The sequence below is a fragment of the Janthinobacterium sp. BCJ23 genome (genome assembly GCF_059617945.1).
On the sequence record NZ_JCAQAW010000002.1, the window covers coordinates 933,878 to 951,554 of the forward strand.

Sequence of the window (17,677 nt, forward strand, 5' to 3'; positions counted from 1 at the left end):
AATGGATTAGTCGAGCGTGCGCGCCACGCGGAAGCCCACGATATCGTTCGACAGCACGGTGGAAAAGCCGTTGCGCAGGGCAGAACGCAAATAGCGCGGGTGGTACAGCCACGAACCGCCGCGCAGGATGCGCCGGCTGCTGTCGCTGCCCTCTTCCCACGCGCTGCCATCGACTGGCGCGCCTTCATAATTGTCGTGCACGACGTCCTGCACCCATTCCCACACATTGCCATGCATGTCGAACAGGCCCCAGGAATTCGGCGCGAAAGTGCCCAGCGGCGTCGTGCCGCCCCGGTACACGCCGCGCGGGCCGCCGTTGTAGACATACAGGCCGTCGTAGTTGGCTTGCTCGGTGCTGATCGTGTCGCCCACGTTGAAGGCCGTGCGCGTGCCGGCGCGGCATGCGTATTCCCATTCCGCTTCGCTGGGCAGGCGGTAGTGGCGGCCCGTGCGCTCGCTCATCCACGCCAGGTACAGCTGCGCGTCATTCCAGCTCACGCCCACCACCGGGTGCTGGTCGTTCTGCACGAAGCCGGGATTGTCCCAATCCGTTTCCGATCCGCCCGCCCAGCCGGTCGCCTTGACGAAGGCGCGCCATTCGCCCACGCTGACGGGGTGCCGCGCCAGCGCGAACGGGCGCTCGATGCCGACCCAGTGCTGCGGCATTTCGCGCTCAAGCCACGTCTGCTGCGAGCCGGCCTGGATGGCGGCCTTGTGTTCCGTCTCGTGCGCGCCCATCTGGAAGCGGCCGCTGGGAATCAGTACCAGTTCCGGCCCCTGTCCCGAACCGTCGAGGAAATCGTCGCGCAAGACGCCTTCCGCATTGGGCACCGGTTCCACGTGCTCGGCTTCCGGCGCCGGCGCGGATGGCGGCGCAGGGACAGCTGCTGCCGCGGCACGGCTGGCCTGTTCCTTGCGCGCGCGTTCCTGCTCGGCGCGATAGGCCGCCTCCGCCTTGGCGACGATGGCCTTGCGCTGCAATTCCTGGTGCTCCTGCAAGGCGGTGGCCGCATCGGCTTCGCGGCGCGCGCGCAACTGGCCGCGCAGCGCTTCCTTGCGCAGCTTGCGCGCCTCTTCCGCTTCGAAATGGCGCTGCGCCTCCTGCTCGCGGCGCAGCTTGTCCTGCCGCTGCTTTTCCAGCGCGGCGGCCTGGATCTCGGCCTTGCGGCGCTGGTCCAGTTCTTCCTGGCGCACGCGCGCCTCCTTGAGCGCTGCCTCGCGGGCCTGTTCGGCGGCCAGCGCCGCTTCCCGTTGTTGCTGCGCCGCGCGCACCTGCTGCTGGCGCGCCTGTTCCGCCAGTTCTTCGGCCGACGGTCCGGCAGCGCGCTCCAGGTTTTCCAGCAAGGCTTGCACGGATTGGGGCCGCAATTCCGGCGTCAGCGAAAAACCGTTCTGCAGCACTTGCCACTGCTGCGCGTTGAGCGCTTGCGGCGCGGACGGCAAATGGCTGGCGCTGCGCGTGTCATCGAACGGCATGCGCCCTTCGAGCATCTGATAGATCATCACGGCCACGGCATACACGTCCAGGCGCGGGCTGGGCTGGCGCTGGTTGGCGCCGGCCTCGGGCGCCCGGTAGCCGTGCGTGCCCGCATTCGGCATGTCCACCGCCAGGCTGCTGTCCGCATTGCGCACGCGCGATGCGATGCCGTAGTCGAGCAGCTTGACGTCGCCCTTCGCCGTCAGGAAGACATTGCCCGGCTTGATGTCGCGGTGCACGAGCTTGTGCTTTTCCCACGCATACGACAGGGCGTCGGCCACCGGCTGCAGCAATTCCTGCACGGTGGACAGGGGCAGCGCGCCCTCGCGCGCCAGATAGTGCTCGAGGTCTTCGCCATCGAGGCATTCCATGATGATGAAATAGCTGGCCGTGGCCGGGTCCTGCGCCCACTCGTAGACGCGGACGATGTTTTCATGCGCGAGTTTGCGCGCCTGGGTCGCTTCCTCGATCAGCAGCTTGGCGTGTGTGGCGCTTTGCGTCAGCTGCGGCGGCAAGATCTTCAGCGCCACCATTTCGCTGCTGCCCAGCTCTGCGTGCGTGGCCAGGTCGGTCGCTTGCCACACCTGTCCCATGCCGCCCGTGCCGATCAGCCGCTCGAGCCGGTAGCGGCGGTTTTGCGGGCCGATTTCCTGGCCCGTCATGAAGCCCAGCTCCGTGCCCTGGCGTACGGGCAGCGGCGCCGACACAGGCGCGGCGCCGGGCGGCGCGTATTCGGCGTCGAGGATGGCGTTCTTGCGGCGTTCAAATTCCTGCTCGCTGAGCAGCCCGTCGTCGTGGAGGGCGCGCAGTTCCCGCAGTTTGTCTCGTGCTTTTTGCATCATCTGAGGTGAAACGCTTCCATCAAGGCTGCAAGGCGACGCCGCAGACGGCGCAGAATTTATCTTCCGGATGGCCCGCGCGCTGCGCGTGGCCGTTCTTGCAGCGGACCGGCGCTGCTGCTGCGGCGGCGCCCGGCTGCAGCGCCTGCGCCACGGCCACGCCCAGCTGCGCCTGCGCCGACAGGCCATGCGCGTGCGCCGCGTTCTGCAGGTTGATCAGGTCGAGCTGCTGGCGCCGTTCGCGTTCCGCCTGGCCTTCCAGATAGCTGCGCTCCTGCGCCACGCTGTCCTGCGCCATGCGCATGGCGTCCAGCGGCGCGACGCTGTTCTCGGCCGCCGCCAGCGCCGCCAGCGCGTGGATCTGCTCGGCGCTCATGCCCGCTTGCAGCTGCGTTTTCAGCACTTGCGCCAGCACGGCCGCGTTCTGCCCGGCGGCCATGGCCACCTTGCCCGTGTCGCTCAGCGAACCGATTTTCTCGATGCGGTCGATGTCGATGCGCGCCAGTTCGGCCGCATGCGCCTGTTGCGCCAGCAGGGCTTCATATTCGCCTTTCCAGCGCGCGTAATCGCTTTCGCGCTGCTGCGCCATGGCCAGCAAGTCGCGCTGCCATTGTGCTTCCTGTTCCAGCTGGCGCAGCTGCTGGCGCTGTTCCTCGATGGCCAGCGCGTCGAGCTGCGCCAGCTGCGTTTGCTGCTGCAACTGGCGCGCGTGCACGCCGTCGGCCTCGATGGTGCGCAGCAGCTTTTCCTGCTGCGCGATGGCGTCTTCGCGCGCGCCGCCGCGCCGCAGCGCCGCCACTTTTTCCGCGATTTCCGCCGCCTGCACCTGGGCCGCTTCATCCTTGTGCGCTTCGGCGCGCAGCAATTCGCGCTGGCGCGCCAGCTGCATCTGGTCTTCCCACTCCTGCACCCGCTCCGCTTCGCGCTTGCGCGCCGCATTCGCCAGCATCAGCCCCTGCCACGCGGCCTGGTGCTGCTCCGCCTCCAGCTGCGCCTCGCGCTGGGCCGCATCCGCTTCCGCCTGGCGCAGGCGCGCCAGCTGCGTGCGGCGGCCCGTCTCATCGTCGATCAGCAGCGCGCTTTCCACTTGCTGCGCGATCGACTGCAAATGGACTTGATGCGTAAAGCGCTGCTGCGCCAGCTGGATCTGCTCGCGCCCGTGCAGCTGCGACAGTTCCAACTCGCTGCGCATCTTGATGGCGGCCAGCGCCCGCACGTGTTCCCAGTTGGCCGCTTCATCGGCCCGCTGCGCACCCTTCTGCGCCAGTTCCTGTTCCAGCTCGCCCAGCGCCAGCGCGGCGCCATGGTCGAGCGCCTGGCGCCGCGATTTCGCTTCCAGGATGCGGCCATACAGGTCGATCTGGCGCCCGCGCAACGCTTGCAGGCGCTCCGCTTCCTGATGGTTCAGCTCCGCCTTTTCCACCGCCGCATCCTGCCGCAGTTCGGCGCGGCGGTGCGTATGGCGCGCCGCCAGTTCCTCGCGGCGGATGCGCTGCCACTCTTCCTCGTCATACAACTGGTCGAGCTGTTTCATGCGCTCCAGGCTATGCTGCTCCAGTTCCTGCGCCGGCACGCCGCCCAGCCACAAGGTGCCGATGGCCGCATCGCCGCCGCCCTCGCGCTTGTCGTGCCGCAGGCTCAGCGTTTCCACGCGCGCCACGGCCAGGCCGCTGGGCGCCAGGCGCTGCGTCAGCGCCGATTGCAGGCGCTCGTTCAATTCGGGCCGCAAGTCGGCGTTCGCGTCCATCTCGCGCAGCGCGCGGCTACCGATGAATTCCAGCGCGATCTGGCGCACGGACGGCAGCAGCAAGGCGTGCAAATGGGCGCGCGTGACGGCGCCCGGTGCGCGCATGAACTGGCGCGCGAAAGCATCGGGCTGGCCCAGCGCGATGTCGACACGCAAGGACGCGGCGACGTTCAGCAGTTCCGTGCTGGCCAGGGCCGGCAAGTCGAATTCCAGGCTGACGGCGTCGGCGCGCGCGATCAGCACTTCTGCCGGGCGCGCCGGCAGCAGCGCGGGCAGGCGCGCAAAGAAGGCGGCGCTGTCGTAATCGCCAGCCGGTATCAAGGTGAAAGCGTCCGATTGCACGATCCAGGCGCGCGACTCGGCCGGCACCTGCAGGCGGCGCGCGGCGCTGCCGAACAGCGAGGACAGTTCGCGCACGCCAAAGAACAGGGCCAGTTGCCCATCAGCAAGATGCCATTGATTGGCATGCAGCACCGCGTCGCTGTCGGGGGCGCCCAGCGACAAGCCGCATTGCGCGCAATAGCCGGCGGCGGCGCCGTTCTTGTGCTCGCAGCGCGGGCAACGGGCGCCGCCAAAACCAAACAATTGGAACATGTGTGACTCCTGATGAGAATAATGGTGTGCGCAACACGGCTGCCATGCCGATTCTAGCAGGATAGCCGGGCCTCACTTGCCGCGCACGGCATGGGCACAGCATGGGCACGGCCGTGCGCAGCATCAGATAATGCCATAGGGCAATTGCATTCATATGCGCGGATACAGGGCTAATTAGGCCTCAATTCAAGCCGTCGCCTGCCCGCGCCGCGCGCAGGCATTTCAGCGCCGTTTTTTTGCAGGCCATCCCGCCAAAACCACGGCTGGTCGCATGCGCATGGCGCGCCGGCCCGCGCATGGCTACAGTGCATGCATACCCACCCGCCACCCGAAAGGAACGATCATGAAAACCCTGAAAAACATGGAAGCCATCTTTACCGTCGCCGTCGCCATCGCCTGCGGCGCCAGCTATGCCAGCTTCAACCAGCCACAGGCCGCACAAACCGCCGCTGCTGCGCAAGCGAACGCCATCCCCGTCGTGGTGGTCAGCGCCAAGCGCCTGACGGAACAGGAAAAGAAAATCTCGCTGATCGAAGAACGGCAAGCCTTGCTGGGCAACGCCACCGCCAGCACCCTGTGAGCCAACTATGCTGACACCACGCCGCCTGGCGCCAGTTTGAATACCGCCGCGCCAGGCCGCCATTTGTATCTGCCACGGATACACGGACACCCAGCATTGTGTCAATTGTAATAAGTTGAATCAAAGGCGATCTGCCCGCCTGCAAGCGCCTATAGTCCATTTCAAGCAATCACCGAAATGGAGCACATCATGAAACCCATCACACTCTACGCAGCAGCCATGCTTGCCATCAGCACCGCGGCCTTCCTGCCTGCGCAAGCGATGGCACAAAATCAGCTCGGCGTCAGCATTGTCATCGGTGACGCCCCGCCTCCGCCACGGTTTGAAAGCGCGCCAGCGCCGCGCGCCGGCTATGTCTGGGCGCCAGGCTACTGGAACTGGGATGGCCAGCGCCACGTCTGGACCGGCGGCGAATGGCTGCGCGAACGGGGCGGCAACCAGTACCGCCGCGCCGCCTGGATACAGGAGAACAACCGCTGGCGCCTGGACCGTGGCGGCTGGGTCGCCGCGCAAGTGCAGCCCGTGCGCTATGACGATATCCGCATCGCACCGCCGCCACCGCGCCGCGAAGCCATCCCGCGCGCGCGCCACGGCTACGTCTGGGCGCCCGGCCACTGGGAATGGCGCGGCCAGCGCTACGCCTGGACGCCAGGTGTATGGATCGCCGAACGCCGCGGCTACGTGTATGCGCCGCCCGCCTGGAACCAGCGCGACGGCCGCTGGCAGATGGAGCAAGGCCGCTGGTCGCGCGGTCCGAACGGCGACCGCGACCGCGATGGCATCCCCAACCGCTATGACCGCGACAATGGCAACCGCCACGACCGCGATGGCGACGGGGTCCCAAACCGCGACGACCGCCGCCCCGATAATCCGCATCGCAACTAGTAACACCTGATATAACCTGCTGCGCGTCGCGCTTTGCGGCCTGCGATGCTCACCGTGCTTTAGCACGGTTGCGCTTCTCGGCCACAAATCACCGCCGCTCGCGACGGTTCTATCAAGCGTTACTGCGAAAGTTACCTACCAAGGCCACCCATCGCGGTGGCCTTGTCATTTTCCCGACACATCCGTGTATTAACATCGCGCGACGATCAATCACACTGCACGAGAAAGATTCACGATGGCGATGGAAACTGCCGGTTTTACCTACGGCTCGGACACCTCGGGCCTGGTCTGGGGCTTCTTGTTTGGCCGCGACGGGCAGCCACTGGCGCTCGACTCGACGGCGGCACTGGCCTGGCTGGCCGATGGCGCGGCGCGCCCGGCGCAGGAATTCGTCTGGCTGCATTTCAATTTGTCGCATGCGGCCAGCGAAAAATGGCTGATGACGCATACGCAGCTGGCCGACGAATTCTATGAAACCCTGCACCAGGGTTCCCGTTCCACGCGCATCGAACAGGCGGAAAACACCCTGATCGCCGTGGTCAACGATGTGGTGCACAACTTCTCGTTCGAGGCGTCCGACATTTCCACCATGTGGGCCAGCGTGGCGCAAAACCTCGTCATCACGGCGCGCCGCGCACCGCTGCAGTCGATCGAGCGCCTGCGCCAGGCCGTCATCAAGAATCACGAGCCGATACGCTCGTCGGTGGAATTGCTGATCCATCTGCTGCGCGACCAGGCGGACGTACTGGTCAACATCGTACGCGACGCCGTGGCGCGGGTCGACGATATCGAGGATCACTTGCTGGCGGGGCGCCTGGTGCCGAAACGCGAAGACCTTGGCGCCATGCGGCGCGTGCTGGTGCGGCTGCAGCGCCTGCTGGCGCCGGAACCGGCCGCCCTGTTCCGCCTGCTGCAACGCCCGCCATCGTGGGTGTCGGAGCTCGACAGCCTGGAACTGCGCCAGTCGACGGAGGAGTTTTCGGTGGTGCTCAGCGATATGTCGTCCTTACAAGAACGCATCAAGCTGCTGCAGGAAGAGATCGCCGCCAGCGTCAACGAGGAAAACAGCCGCAGCCTGTTCGTGCTGACCATCGTCACCGTGCTGGCCTTGCCGATCAATATCATCGCCGGCATGCTGGGCATGAATGTGGGGGGTATTCCGCTGGCCCAGCATCCGCAGGGCTTCTGGATCATCGTCGCCATCATCGTCACGTTTACGGTCGTGGCGGGATGGCTGGTGGTGCGCGTGCAGCGAAACAGTTAAGTCCCGGCACGGCCTGGCAGGCGAACGGCAGGCGCCGTCCGCCGTCACTGCTTATCGGTGGTATTCGCCGGCCCGTTCAGGCTGGTAAACGATTTCCTCGATCTTGACTTTGACTACGCCGCCCGGCATGGGCCAGGCGATGCTGTCGCCCACGGACAGGCCCAGCAGCGCGCTGCCGACGGGCGCCAGTACGGAAATACGGTCGGCCTGGCCTTCCACGTCCTTCGGATACACGAGCGTCAGGCAGAATTCCTCCTTGTTTTCCACCGTGAAGCGCACGGTGGAATTCATCGTCACGACGGTCGGGGGAATTTCTTGCGGCTCGAGCACCTCGGCGCGGCCCAGCTCATCGAGCAAGGCGGCCTTGTCCGGCGATAAGTTATTACCCAAGGCATACAACAACGCTTCCAGTCGTTCCAGGTCTTGTGACGACAAAATAATTTTTGGTTTTTTTTCCAAGATATCCTCACTATTGATCATCAGGGCGACGTCCGGCTTTACTGGCGGCTGCTGACTTGGCCGCGGCAGACAAAACAAACAGCATCAGGACGTCCATCATCAGCGGATTATGGACGAACTCGCGGAGCAAGGCCATAGCGTTCGCGCATTCTTCATTAAAATTTATAAAAATCAATGACTTGCAATGGCTGATATAGTCAAAAAGTTTATCCGTGCCGCGATGGCCGGGTGCATTGAAGTTATTCTTGCTGGTATTTTGTTTACCATCAGCATTGTTTTAAGAGAAAAAAACGGCGGGCAAAAAAAGGTTTAAAATTCAGCATGAATTATTATTAGAAAGACACGTCCTCCTTTTCCGCCTGTCTTGTCGCCTTGCCTGCTGCCACCGGTGTGCCGCATGGATATAAATTGCCGCACGCCCTGTACTTTCACGCTGCAAAATGACAATATGTCGGCCTTAGCAACACTTGGCAACACGTTGAGAGTTCCGGCTCACTTCGGTTTTCATCAGACTGGAACGTAAAGTATGGCAGGGCGAGGCGCGATCACACGGGGCGGCGGCAAGCGGGGCCGGCAGGAAGAAGCGTCATGATGACGCCATTGATACTGCCGTCCGTGCAATTGCGCGGCGACCGGATAGCCCGGCTGAACTTGCTGGCCGCGGCGGCCATGCTGGCCACGGCCAGCCTGCTGTTGACCCTCTTTCAATTGTTTTCCCTTCAGGCATCCTTCCAGCGCAACCTGCACATCCAGGCAGACATGCTGGCACCCGCCGCCGCCCAGGCCATGCGCGAGGACAATCGTCTTGCAGCGCAACAACTGCTCGCTCCCCTCGCCGCCGCCCCGCATGTCCGGCAAGCCCTGCTCTACAGCCCCTATGGCACACCGTTTGCCCGCTACGCGCGCAGCGGCAACGACGCCGTGCCGGCGGCGCCGCGCAACGGCCTGCACCTCGATTACCTGGACGGCAGCGCCGCGATATTGAAGGCCCTGCCCGGCGGCGGCGCGCTCTACCTGCGCGCCAGCCTGGCGCCGCTGTATACGAGCCTGGCGCAATTTGCCGCCTTCACCGTGTTTGTCTGCCTGTGCGCGTTCGGCCTGACGTTCCTGATGGTGCGCCGCACGCGCACCGCCGCCCAGCATGCGGAAAACCATTTGCACTACCTGGCCCACGTGGACTCCGTCACGCAGCTGCCGAACCGCCATGAATTCAACGACGCCCTGGCCTACGCGCTGGCGCGCGCCGACCGCCAGGACAGCAGCGTGGGCCTGCTGCTGCTGGACCTGGACAACTTCAAGGTAGTCAACGATACGCTGGGCCACCATTGCGGCGACCAGCTGCTCAAGCTCGTCGCCGAGCGCCTGGTGGCCATCCTGCGCGGCACCGACATCATCTGCCGCATCGGCGGCGATGAATTCGTCGTCATCGTCGAACCGGCCGACGACGCCTCGGAAATGGCCAGCGTGGCGCGCAAGATCCTCGCCGTGCTGGCCGCGCCGTTCGACCTCGAAGGCCACCAGCTGTATGTCAGCGCCAGCATCGGCGTGAGCCTGTATCCGTTCGACGCGCAGGACGTGGCCACCCTGACGCGCAATGCCGATACGGCCATGTACCACGCCAAGCACCAGGGCAAGAACCGCTACGCCGTGTTCAAGGCCGAAATGGAAATGCGCGCCCAGCGCCGCCTGCGCATGGAAGCGAACCTGCGCCGCGCGCTGCAAAACGAGGAACTGTATCTGCATTACCAGCCGCAGATCGACTTGCGCAGCGGGCGCATCGTCGGCGTGGAAGCGCTGATACGCTGGAATTGCCGCGAGATGGGCCAGCTGAGCCCCGCCGAATTCATCCCCGTGGCCGAGGAAAGCGGCATCATCGTCGACCTGGGACGCTGGGTGCTGCAAAGCGCCTGCCGCCAGGCGGCCCTCTGGTGCAAGGCGGGCCTGCTCGATTCGCTCGAGCACGTGGCCGTCAACCTGTCGGCCTGCCAGGCGCGCGATCCGGGACTGATGGACGACATCCGCGCCATCCTGCACGAAACGCAGCTGCCGCATGGCTTGCTGGAGCTGGAAATCACGGAAGGGGTCTTGATGGACAATATCCACGCCAACGTGGAATTGATGCGGCGCCTGCAGGAGACGGGCATCCACCTGTCGATCGACGATTTCGGCACCGGCTATTCGTCGATGTCCTACCTGAAACGCCTGCCGATCGACCAATTGAAGATCGACCGCAGCTTCGTGCACGACCTGCCCGGCGAGGGCGAAGCCATCGTCACGGCCATCATCGCCATGGCGCACAGCCTGCATCTGAAAGTGGTGGCCGAAGGGGTAGAGACCTTGCGGCAGGTGGAGTTTTTGCGGACAGCGGGCTGCGACAACGTGCAGGGCTTCTTCTTCGCGCGCCCGATGACGGCGGCGCAGCTGACGGCATTGCTGCTGGAGCGGCGCGACTGGAGCACGCGCACGATCTTGCCGGCTTGAGTTACCGCCAACGATGGTTGTCGGATTACGGCCGTTGGCCTAATCCGACCTACGCCATGAACAGGTAGGTCGGCGTAGGTCGGGTTAGCGCAAAGCGCGTAACCCGACATCACCACGCTACATCAAGCCAATTTCGCCGAATGCTCGCGCGTCGCGTGGAATTTCAGCTTCGGCCAGCGCTCTTCCGTCAAGCGCAGGTTGACGCCCGACGTGGCCAGGTAGGCCATGTTGCCGGCCGCATCGTAGGCCACGTTGTGGCCCAGCGCGTTTTCGAAATCCTGCAGGATGCGCTTGTCGTCGCAGCTGACCCAGCGCGCGCTGCTGATGCTCGTGCCTTCGAACACGGCATCGACGCCATACTCGTTGAGCAGACGGCTGGCCACCACTTCGAACTGCAGCACGCCGACGGCGCCCAGTACCAGTTCGCCGCCCTGCACCGGTTTGAAGACTTGCACCGCGCCCTCTTCGCCCAGCTGCTGCAAGCCCTTGTGCAGCTGCTTGATCTTCAGCGGATTACGGATGCGCACGGAGCGGAAGAAGTCCGGCGCGAAATACGGGATGCCCGTAAAGGTCAGCATCTCGCCTTCGGAAAAACTATCGCCGATCTGCATGTTGCCGTGGTTCGGCAAGCCGATGATGTCGCCCGCGTACGCCTCTTCCACCTGTTCGCGCGAGGAAGCCATGAAGGTCACCACGTTCGACACCTTGATCTCGCGCCCCAGGCGCAAATGCTTGACCTTCATGCCGCGCTCGAAACGTCCCGAGCACACGCGCAAGAAGGCGATGCGGTCGCGGTGGGCCGGGTCCATGTTCGCCTGGATCTTGAAGACGAAACCGGTAAATGGCTGCTCGGACGGGGCCACCGAACGCACGGTCGCATCGCGCTCGCGCGGCGCCGGCGCCCAGTCGACCAGCGCGGACAGGATCTCGCGCACGCCGAAGTTGTTGATGGCCGAACCGAAGAACACGGGCGTCTGCACGCCAGAGAGGAATTCCTCCAGGTTGAACGGGTTCGATGCGCCATGGACCAGTTCCACTTCCATGCGCAACTGGTCCATCTCGAGCGGGAACATCTCCTGCAGGCGCGGGTTGTCGATGCCCTTGATGATTTCGAAGGCGCCGTCGGCCTTTTCTTCGCCGGCCTTGAACAGCATGATCTCGTCGTTCAGCAGGTGGTACACGCCGCGGAAGTTCTTGCCCATGCCGATAGGCCAGGTGACGGGCGCGCACTGGATCTTCAGCACGGATTCGAGTTCGTCGAGCAGGTCCAGCGGATCGCGCGTCTCGCGGTCCATCTTGTTCATGAAGGTGACGATCGGCGTATTGCGCATGCGGCACACAGCCAGCAGCTTGATCGTCTGCGCTTCCACGCCCTTGGCCGCATCGATCACCATCAGCGCCGAGTCGACCGCCGTCAGCACGCGGTAGGTATCTTCCGAGAAGTCCTGGTGGCCGGGGGTGTCGAGCAGGTTGACGACGTGGTCGCGGAATTCGAACTGCATCACCGAGGACGCGACGGAAATGCCGCGCTGCTTTTCGATCTCCATCCAGTCCGACGTCGCGTGGCGGCCCGATTTACGCGCCTTGACGGTACCGGCCATCTGGATCGCGCCCGAGAACAGCAGCAGTTTTTCCGTCAGCGTGGTCTTACCCGCATCGGGGTGGGAAATGATGCCGAAGGTACGGCGGCGCTGCACTTCGCGCGCGATCACGGCCGGCGCCTTGCTGCTCGCTGGCGCTGCTGCGCTGTCCGCGTTGTCGCTGGAATCGGGGGTGTTGATGTCGTTCTCGTTGGCCATATTGGTGACCATAATATGGCCCTCGCAAAAAACCCTCGATTTTACAGAAGGATCGGCCTTCCGTGTGAACTGCTTCACTCTGGCGAACGGCAAAAATGACCGCATCAGGGCGCACTTCATCAAGGGGTCACAATCCGCAGGCAACATTGCACTGCAGAAATGTTGTCACCCTACCCTGGAAACCCGATGAAAATCTTCCTCACCCCCGCCATCCGACTCATGCAGCGCTTGCGCCTGCTGCCCAAATTCATGCTTGTCTGCCTGGTCTTCCTGCTGCCGTTGGCGCTGGCGACCACCCTGCTGATCTCGGAGCTGGGCAAATCGCTGGCCCAGGCGCAGGATGCGCAGCGGGGCGTGGCCTATGTGCGCCAGCTGCAGGAAGGCACACGCCTGCTGCAGCAGCGGCGCGGCCTCGAACATTTGCGCCTGAGCGGCAAGGCGGGCATGGACAACACGGCCCTGAACACACGCATCACGGCCGCGCTGGCGGCCCTGGCACGCCTGCCTGCCGGCGCCGGGCTGCCGCAGGCGGCCGAGCTGACGAAACAGTGGCAAGCCCTGCTGGGCCGCCAGGCCGGTCTCGCGGCGCGCGACAGCTACGCGGCGCATACGGCGCTGCTGCGCCAGGCGGCAAAACTGGGCCAGCTGGTGGCCGACCGTTCGCACCTGAGCCTGGACCCGGACGCGGGCGCCAACCACCTGAGCGCCGTCTTCACCGCCACCCTGCCCGACCTGGCCGAAAGCCTGTCCGACATCGCCGGGCGCGGCGCCGCCTACATCGACACGGGCCTGTTCGAGGCGAATGAAGATCAGCTCGTCAACGCCAACGCGCTGATCGCACGCCACGAACTGGAGCGCCTGCCGGCCCGCTTCGACGAAATCCTCACCAGCCGGCCGGAACTGCGCGCCAGCGTGCAGCCGGCCCTGAAAGCCGTGCCAGCCGCGCTGGCCTTCCTCGAACGCACGAAAAACGAAGTGACGAATTCCTACGACCAGACGTCGGGCGCGCAATTCCATGCGGCCGGCATGCAGGCGATCGACGCCCTGCAGGCGCTCTCCGGCACTTCCGCCGGCGCCCTGGACGATTTGCTGGCGCAACGCATCGCCCGCGACGAGGCGCGACGCGCCCTGATCCTGGCTGCCATGCTGCTGGTGCTGCTGGCCGCCGCCTACCTGTGCGCGGGCTTTTATGCCGCGTTCGCGCGCGACGTGACGCAATTGCGCGTGGCCGTCGGCGCGGCGGCGGCGGGCGACCTGTCGCAGCGCATCACCTCGCAGGCGCACGACGAGATCGGCGACCTGGTGCGCGACTTCGGCGCCATGACGCACGGCCTGGCCACCCTGGTGCAAGAAATCCGCGGCGGTGCGGCCGTCATCGCGGCGGCCGGCGCCGATATCGCCCAGGGCAACGCCGCCCTGTCCGGCCACACGGCCACGCAGGCCGATGCGCTGGGCGCCACCGTGGACTCGATGCGCGAGCTGACGGCCACTGTGGGCCGCAACGAGGCGCACGTAGGACAGGGGCGCACCTTGGTGGCGACGGCGGCCGACGTGGCCCTGCGTGGCGGCCAGACCGTGGGCGCCGTGGTCGACACCATGGCCTCGATCAAGGCCAGCTCGCACAAGATCGTCGACATCATCGGCGTCATCAACGGCATCGCCTTCCAGACGAATATCCTGGCCCTGAACGCGGCCGTGGAAGCGGCTAGAGCCGGCGAGCAGGGACGCGGCTTTGCCGTCGTCGCCTCCGAAGTGCGCAGCCTGGCGCAGCGCTCGAACGAGGCGGCGCTGGAAATCAAGCGCCTGATCGGCGATTCCGTCGCCACCGTGGATGCGGGCGGCGACCTCGTCAATGCGGCCGGCGACACCATGCGGCAAGTGGTCGATGCGGTGCAGCAGGTGGCCGTGGTCATCGGACGCATCAGCAGCGCCGGCGCCGAGCAGAATGGCGAGATCGCCCGCATCAACCAGGCGCTGGCGCAAATCGACGACATGACGCGCCAGAACGCGGGCCTGGTCGACGAGGCGCGCGCCGGTTCGCAGCGCCTGCACCAGGAAGGCGAAGCGCTGACGCAGGCCGTCAGCCGCTTCCGCCTGGGCGAGCACGAGGCGCCAAACCCGCGCCAGGCGCCGGCCGCAGCCGTGCGCGACGGCTTGCCCAGCGTGCGTCCGGCCGGCCTGTGGAGCGCCAATAAACCGCGCGTCATATCACAAAATCGCGCAGAACGGCGCAAGGCTAGCTAGTCAAAAGTGTGAACGTAGGACAAGGACTACAATTCCACCTCAAATGAGACTACAAAGTGGCGACTGCTAATCTTATGTTCGCCACTTACATAAGCTTTTAAAGTAGCTACATCGCGATCTGCACCGCGCGGTCGAACAAAACGCCGTTATCACATGAGCACGGTAGCTTCTTTGACCAGCAACGCGGCAGTCGCACTCCGATGTAAAAAGCCTGTGAGGAATACTATGAACCAAACTCAACTTAGCACCCCGGTCCAGAAGAACCAGTTGCTGCCGCGCGCCATGCCGGCGGCCGGACGGGAAATCAAGCTTGCGTCGCGGGTTAGCCTCAGCAGTGCCCAACAGAATGAATTGCTGGCCGCCCTGCCGCGCGCCGCGCTCGAATCGCTGTTCGAAGATCTGGAACTGGTGGAACTGCCGTTCGGCAAGGAATTGTATGCCTACGGCAACAACCTGGAATACAGCTACTTCCCCACCACCGCCATCATTTCGCTGCTGTATGTGATGGAAGATGGCGCCACGACGGAAATCGCCGTCGTCGGCCATGAAGGCGTGGCCGGTGCCTCGCTGCTGGCAGGCGAGCGCGCCATGTGCACGGCTGTCGTGCAAAGCGCCGGTTACGGCTACCGCCTGAAAACGCAAAGCCTGCGCGACGCGTTCAATCAAGGCGGCGCCCTGCCCCAGTTGCTGATGCGCTACACCAACGCCCTGTTTGCGCAAATGGCGCAGAACGCCGTCGGCGGCCGCCACAGCTCGATCGAACAAAAGCTGTGCCGCTGGCTGCTGGACCGCCTGGACCGTTCGCCATCGAATGAATTGAAAGTCACGCAAGAGCTGATCTCGATCATGCTGGGCGTGCGCCGCGAAAGCATCACGGCCGCTGCCGGCAAGCTGCAGGAAGAAGGCTTGATCCACTATCGCCGCGGCAATATCACGGTGCTGGACCGCGCCGGCCTGGAATGCTATGCGGGTGAGTGCTACAAAGTGGCCAAGACGGAATACGACCGCTTGCTGCGCGACGTATCACGCTGCTGATGCGCTGCTGATCATGCAAGATAAATAAAAAATGGCCGGGCTGCATGCCCGGCCATTTTTTTATCTCAAAGAAAATTACGCTTCGATATCCGCGTCGATGTCTTCCGGCTCCGGCGTCAGCGGCAGCGGAATCACGGCTTCCACGCATGTCCCCTTGCCATCCGGTCCCTGGCGCACGGTGAGAGTACCTCCCAGCAGCAAAGCCCGTTCGCGCATACCGAGCAAGCCGTGCGACATCGGTTTTTGCAGCGCAGCTTCCGTGATGCCGATGCCGTCGTCGATCACGCGCAGCACCAGGCCGTGTTCATTGCGTTTCAAGGTCACGCTGACCATGCCGGCACGCGCATATTTCATGATATTCGTCAGCGATTCTTGCACGATACGGAACAGGGCAATCGTCAGGGTAGCCTCGCGGTTGTCGATATTGATGGCCACGTCCGTTTCGCAACGAACCGAGCTCATGCGCGCAAAATCCTCGCAATAGCTTTCGATGGCGGCGCACAGGCCCAGGTTGTCCAACAGACTCGGGCGTAAATCCTCGACGATGCGGCGCTTGAGTTCCACCGTTTCCAGCAAGGTCGCCTTGGCACGGCGCAATTGCGTCGCCAGTTCCGGCTGCGTGTGCGCCAGTTGCTGCGTGACGGCGCCCAAGTCCATGCTGATCGACGTCAAGTTGGCGCCCAGCTCATCGTGCAGCTCACGCGCCAGCCGCGCTTTTTCCACTTCATTGACGCTGATCAAATGACGCGACAGCACGGATAACTGCTCGGTACGCTTGCTGACCGTCGATTCCAGGGTGTCGTTAGCATTTTGCAATGCATACTCGACGGCCGCGCGGTTCTGGAAGCTGCGCCGCACCAGCTGGTAAAACATGATCAACACGAGAATGGCCAGGGCATTGATGCCGATGCCGAGCAGCACGGCTTTCTGATACTCATGATAAAAGGCGGCGCTGCCGGTCGACAGCGCTTCATTCTGCTCGCGCGTCATGATCACCACCTGCAGGCGGATCTCGTCCATCGTGGCGCGGTCATCGGTGACACGGGAAATGTTGACGATCTCGGCCAGCCCGCCCTGCTTGTAGACGTCGATTGACTGTTGCAACATCGACATCTTGCGCCGGATCAAGCTTTTCAGCTGACCCAGGTTTTTCAGCTGGGTGGGACTGCCCGCGAGCAAGGTTTGCAGCTCGTTGAATTCGTTTTCGATTTCGGTGGTGGCGGTCTTCGACGGCCCCAGATAGGTTTCGGAGCCGGAAATGAAATAGCCGCGCAAGCTGCTTTCCGCATCGAGCACGAGCACATTCAAATACTGCAGGCGGTCGGCCACACGGGCGCTCTGGCTGAGCAAGGCATTCGTGCCCTTCAGCGACTGCAGGTTGTGATAAAGACTGAAGCCATTAAGTACAAGCAACAAGGCGCACGTCACGCACAGAATCGTCTTGTACAGGGGCAGGCGGTGATTCGGGGCCGGTTCAGCGGTGAAATACATCCTGATGTGCATCCTTAGCAAGGTTCGGCGCGGGAGAGAGCGCCGGCGCCGGCCAATTATAGTCCTCGCCACAAACTGCTGCACTGCACAAGTCGTGCTGGCTAGCTGGCTGAGCGATCATGTTTCAATGATCGCACCGCAGCGCTAGTCAAGCAAATTGTTTTTCATTGCGTAATAGGTCAAGTCGCTGTTAGATTGCAAGCCCATTTTTTCCATGATGCGCGTACGGTAGGTACTGACCGTCTTGATGCTCAGCGATAAGGCCACGCCGATATCGGACACGGTGGCACCACGCGCCAGGCGCAGGAAGACCTGGAACTCGCGGTCCGACAATTCCGTATGCAGCGCGGCATTCGTGTCGCGGTCAAACGACTGCGCCAGCAATTCGCCCACGGTCGAGCTGACATAGCGGCGTCCCTGGAATACGGTGCGCACGGCCGTCATCAGCTCGTCGGCTTCGCATTCCTTGTTCAGATAGCCGTTCGCGCCCATCTTGAACAGGTTCAGCGCGTACTGCTGCGCGGGATAGCCGCTGAGTATCAGCACGGGCAATTCCGGCTGGCCCTGGCGGATCGTGCGCAAGGTATCGATGCCGCTTTGATCGGGCATGGCTATATCGAGCAGCAATACATCGCAAATTTCGCGGCGGGCGATATCGAGCGCTTCGCGCCCCGTACCGGCTTCCGCCACCACACTGAAATCGTCAGAAGACGAAAAAATCTGTTTGAATCCAGCTCGTACTATTTGGTGATCATCACAAATGGCAACGCGTATCATTGTTT

Annotated in this window: 13 protein-coding genes; 7 read left to right on the forward strand and 6 right to left on the reverse strand. The window is 63.8% G+C overall.

Annotated elements, in window-relative coordinates:
• Positions 1–6 precede the first annotated feature (6 nt).
• Positions 7–2,319 (reverse strand): SUMF1/EgtB/PvdO family nonheme iron enzyme, encoded by a 2,313-nt coding sequence (locus AC54AG_RS10205; protein WP_496630239.1) that lies wholly within the window; start codon positions 2,317–2,319, stop codon positions 7–9.
• 19 nt (positions 2,320–2,338) lie between these two features.
• A complete protein-coding gene (locus AC54AG_RS10210; protein WP_496630240.1) occupies positions 2,339–4,657 on the reverse strand; it encodes a coiled-coil domain-containing protein in 2,319 nt (772 codons plus the stop codon).
• Positions 4,658–5,000: 343 nt separating this feature from the next.
• Here AC54AG_RS10210 and AC54AG_RS10215 point away from each other — a divergent pair, with 343 nt between their 5' ends.
• The 3 genes from AC54AG_RS10215 (at position 5,001) to AC54AG_RS10225 (ending at position 7,386) form a co-directional block, all read left to right on the forward strand.
• On the forward strand, positions 5,001–5,237 hold the full coding sequence (locus AC54AG_RS10215) for a hypothetical protein (RefSeq protein WP_034751908.1): 237 nt from the start codon (positions 5,001–5,003) through the stop codon (positions 5,235–5,237).
• Between the two features lie 189 nt (positions 5,238–5,426).
• Entirely contained in the window at positions 5,427–6,122 is a 696-nt protein-coding gene (locus AC54AG_RS10220) for a YXWGXW repeat-containing protein (protein WP_496630242.1), read from the forward strand.
• Between the two features lie 235 nt (positions 6,123–6,357).
• Positions 6,358–7,386 carry a transporter gene (locus AC54AG_RS10225; protein WP_175560449.1) on the forward strand — a complete coding sequence of 343 codons (1,029 nt, stop codon included), beginning with the start codon at positions 6,358–6,360 and terminating at the stop codon, positions 7,384–7,386.
• Positions 7,387–7,437: 51 nt separating this feature from the next.
• Here the strand turns inward: AC54AG_RS10225 and rnk are convergent, their stop codons facing one another.
• Positions 7,438–7,845 carry a nucleoside diphosphate kinase regulator gene (rnk, locus tag AC54AG_RS10230; protein WP_162835757.1) on the reverse strand — a complete coding sequence of 136 codons (408 nt, stop codon included), beginning with the start codon at positions 7,843–7,845 and terminating at the stop codon, positions 7,438–7,440.
• 184 nt (positions 7,846–8,029) lie between these two features.
• Here rnk and AC54AG_RS10235 point away from each other — a divergent pair, with 184 nt between their 5' ends.
• Positions 8,030–8,158, forward strand: coding sequence for a hypothetical protein (locus AC54AG_RS10235; RefSeq protein WP_496630245.1), 129 nt, complete (start codon positions 8,030–8,032; stop codon positions 8,156–8,158).
• Positions 8,159–8,433: 275 nt separating this feature from the next.
• Positions 8,434–10,326, forward strand: a complete 1,893-nt coding sequence (locus AC54AG_RS10240) for a putative bifunctional diguanylate cyclase/phosphodiesterase (RefSeq protein WP_496630246.1) — start codon at positions 8,434–8,436, stop codon at positions 10,324–10,326.
• A 122-nt stretch (positions 10,327–10,448) separates the two neighbouring features.
• Here the strand turns inward: AC54AG_RS10240 and AC54AG_RS10245 are convergent, their stop codons facing one another.
• Positions 10,449–12,125 carry a peptide chain release factor 3 gene (locus AC54AG_RS10245; RefSeq protein ID WP_034751986.1) on the reverse strand — a complete coding sequence of 559 codons (1,677 nt, stop codon included), beginning with the start codon at positions 12,123–12,125 and terminating at the stop codon, positions 10,449–10,451.
• 186 nt (positions 12,126–12,311) lie between these two features.
• On the opposite strand from AC54AG_RS10245, the gene AC54AG_RS10250 reads away from it, so the two are divergent.
• The gene (locus tag AC54AG_RS10250; RefSeq protein WP_496630248.1) at positions 12,312–14,369 is read left to right on the forward strand and encodes a methyl-accepting chemotaxis protein; all 2,058 of its coding nucleotides are present in this window, start codon (positions 12,312–12,314) and stop codon (positions 14,367–14,369) included.
• Between the two features lie 225 nt (positions 14,370–14,594).
• Complete coding sequence (locus tag AC54AG_RS10255) at positions 14,595–15,404, forward strand: Crp/Fnr family transcriptional regulator (protein WP_034751913.1); 810 nt, start codon at positions 14,595–14,597, stop codon at positions 15,402–15,404.
• A 75-nt stretch (positions 15,405–15,479) separates the two neighbouring features.
• Here AC54AG_RS10255 and AC54AG_RS10260 read toward each other — a convergent pair whose 3' ends face one another.
• Together AC54AG_RS10260 and AC54AG_RS10265 are read right to left on the reverse strand one after the other, a co-directional pair.
• Positions 15,480–16,895: a sensor histidine kinase gene (locus tag AC54AG_RS10260; RefSeq protein WP_072453148.1), complete on the reverse strand. Its 1,416-nt coding sequence runs from the start codon at positions 16,893–16,895 to the stop codon at positions 15,480–15,482.
• A gap of 144 nt (positions 16,896–17,039) precedes the next feature.
• A complete protein-coding gene (locus tag AC54AG_RS10265; protein WP_010399201.1) occupies positions 17,040–17,672 on the reverse strand; it encodes a response regulator in 633 nt (210 codons plus the stop codon).
• Positions 17,673–17,677 lie beyond the last annotated feature (5 nt).

Coding starts and splice junctions, on each gene's coding strand:
- AC54AG_RS10205 (WP_496630239.1), bottom strand. CDS start 2,319: ATGATGCAAAAAGCACGAGACAAACTGCGGGAACTGCGCGCCCTCCAC.
- AC54AG_RS10235 (WP_496630245.1), top strand. CDS start 8,030: ATGGCTGATATAGTCAAAAAGTTTATCCGTGCCGCGATGGCCGGGTGC.
- AC54AG_RS10240 (WP_496630246.1), top strand. CDS start 8,434: ATGATGACGCCATTGATACTGCCGTCCGTGCAATTGCGCGGCGACCGG.
- AC54AG_RS10210 (WP_496630240.1), bottom strand. CDS start 4,657: ATGTTCCAATTGTTTGGTTTTGGCGGCGCCCGTTGCCCGCGCTGCGAG.
- AC54AG_RS10260 (WP_072453148.1), bottom strand. CDS start 16,895: ATGTATTTCACCGCTGAACCGGCCCCGAATCACCGCCTGCCCCTGTAC.
- AC54AG_RS10215 (WP_034751908.1), top strand. CDS start 5,001: ATGAAAACCCTGAAAAACATGGAAGCCATCTTTACCGTCGCCGTCGCC.
- AC54AG_RS10220 (WP_496630242.1), top strand. CDS start 5,427: ATGAAACCCATCACACTCTACGCAGCAGCCATGCTTGCCATCAGCACC.
- AC54AG_RS10245 (WP_034751986.1), bottom strand. CDS start 12,125: ATGGCCAACGAGAACGACATCAACACCCCCGATTCCAGCGACAACGCG.
- AC54AG_RS10265 (WP_010399201.1), bottom strand. CDS start 17,672: ATGATACGCGTTGCCATTTGTGATGATCACCAAATAGTACGAGCTGGA.
- AC54AG_RS10250 (WP_496630248.1), top strand. CDS start 12,312: ATGAAAATCTTCCTCACCCCCGCCATCCGACTCATGCAGCGCTTGCGC.
- AC54AG_RS10255 (WP_034751913.1), top strand. CDS start 14,595: ATGAACCAAACTCAACTTAGCACCCCGGTCCAGAAGAACCAGTTGCTG.
- AC54AG_RS10225 (WP_175560449.1), top strand. CDS start 6,358: ATGGCGATGGAAACTGCCGGTTTTACCTACGGCTCGGACACCTCGGGC.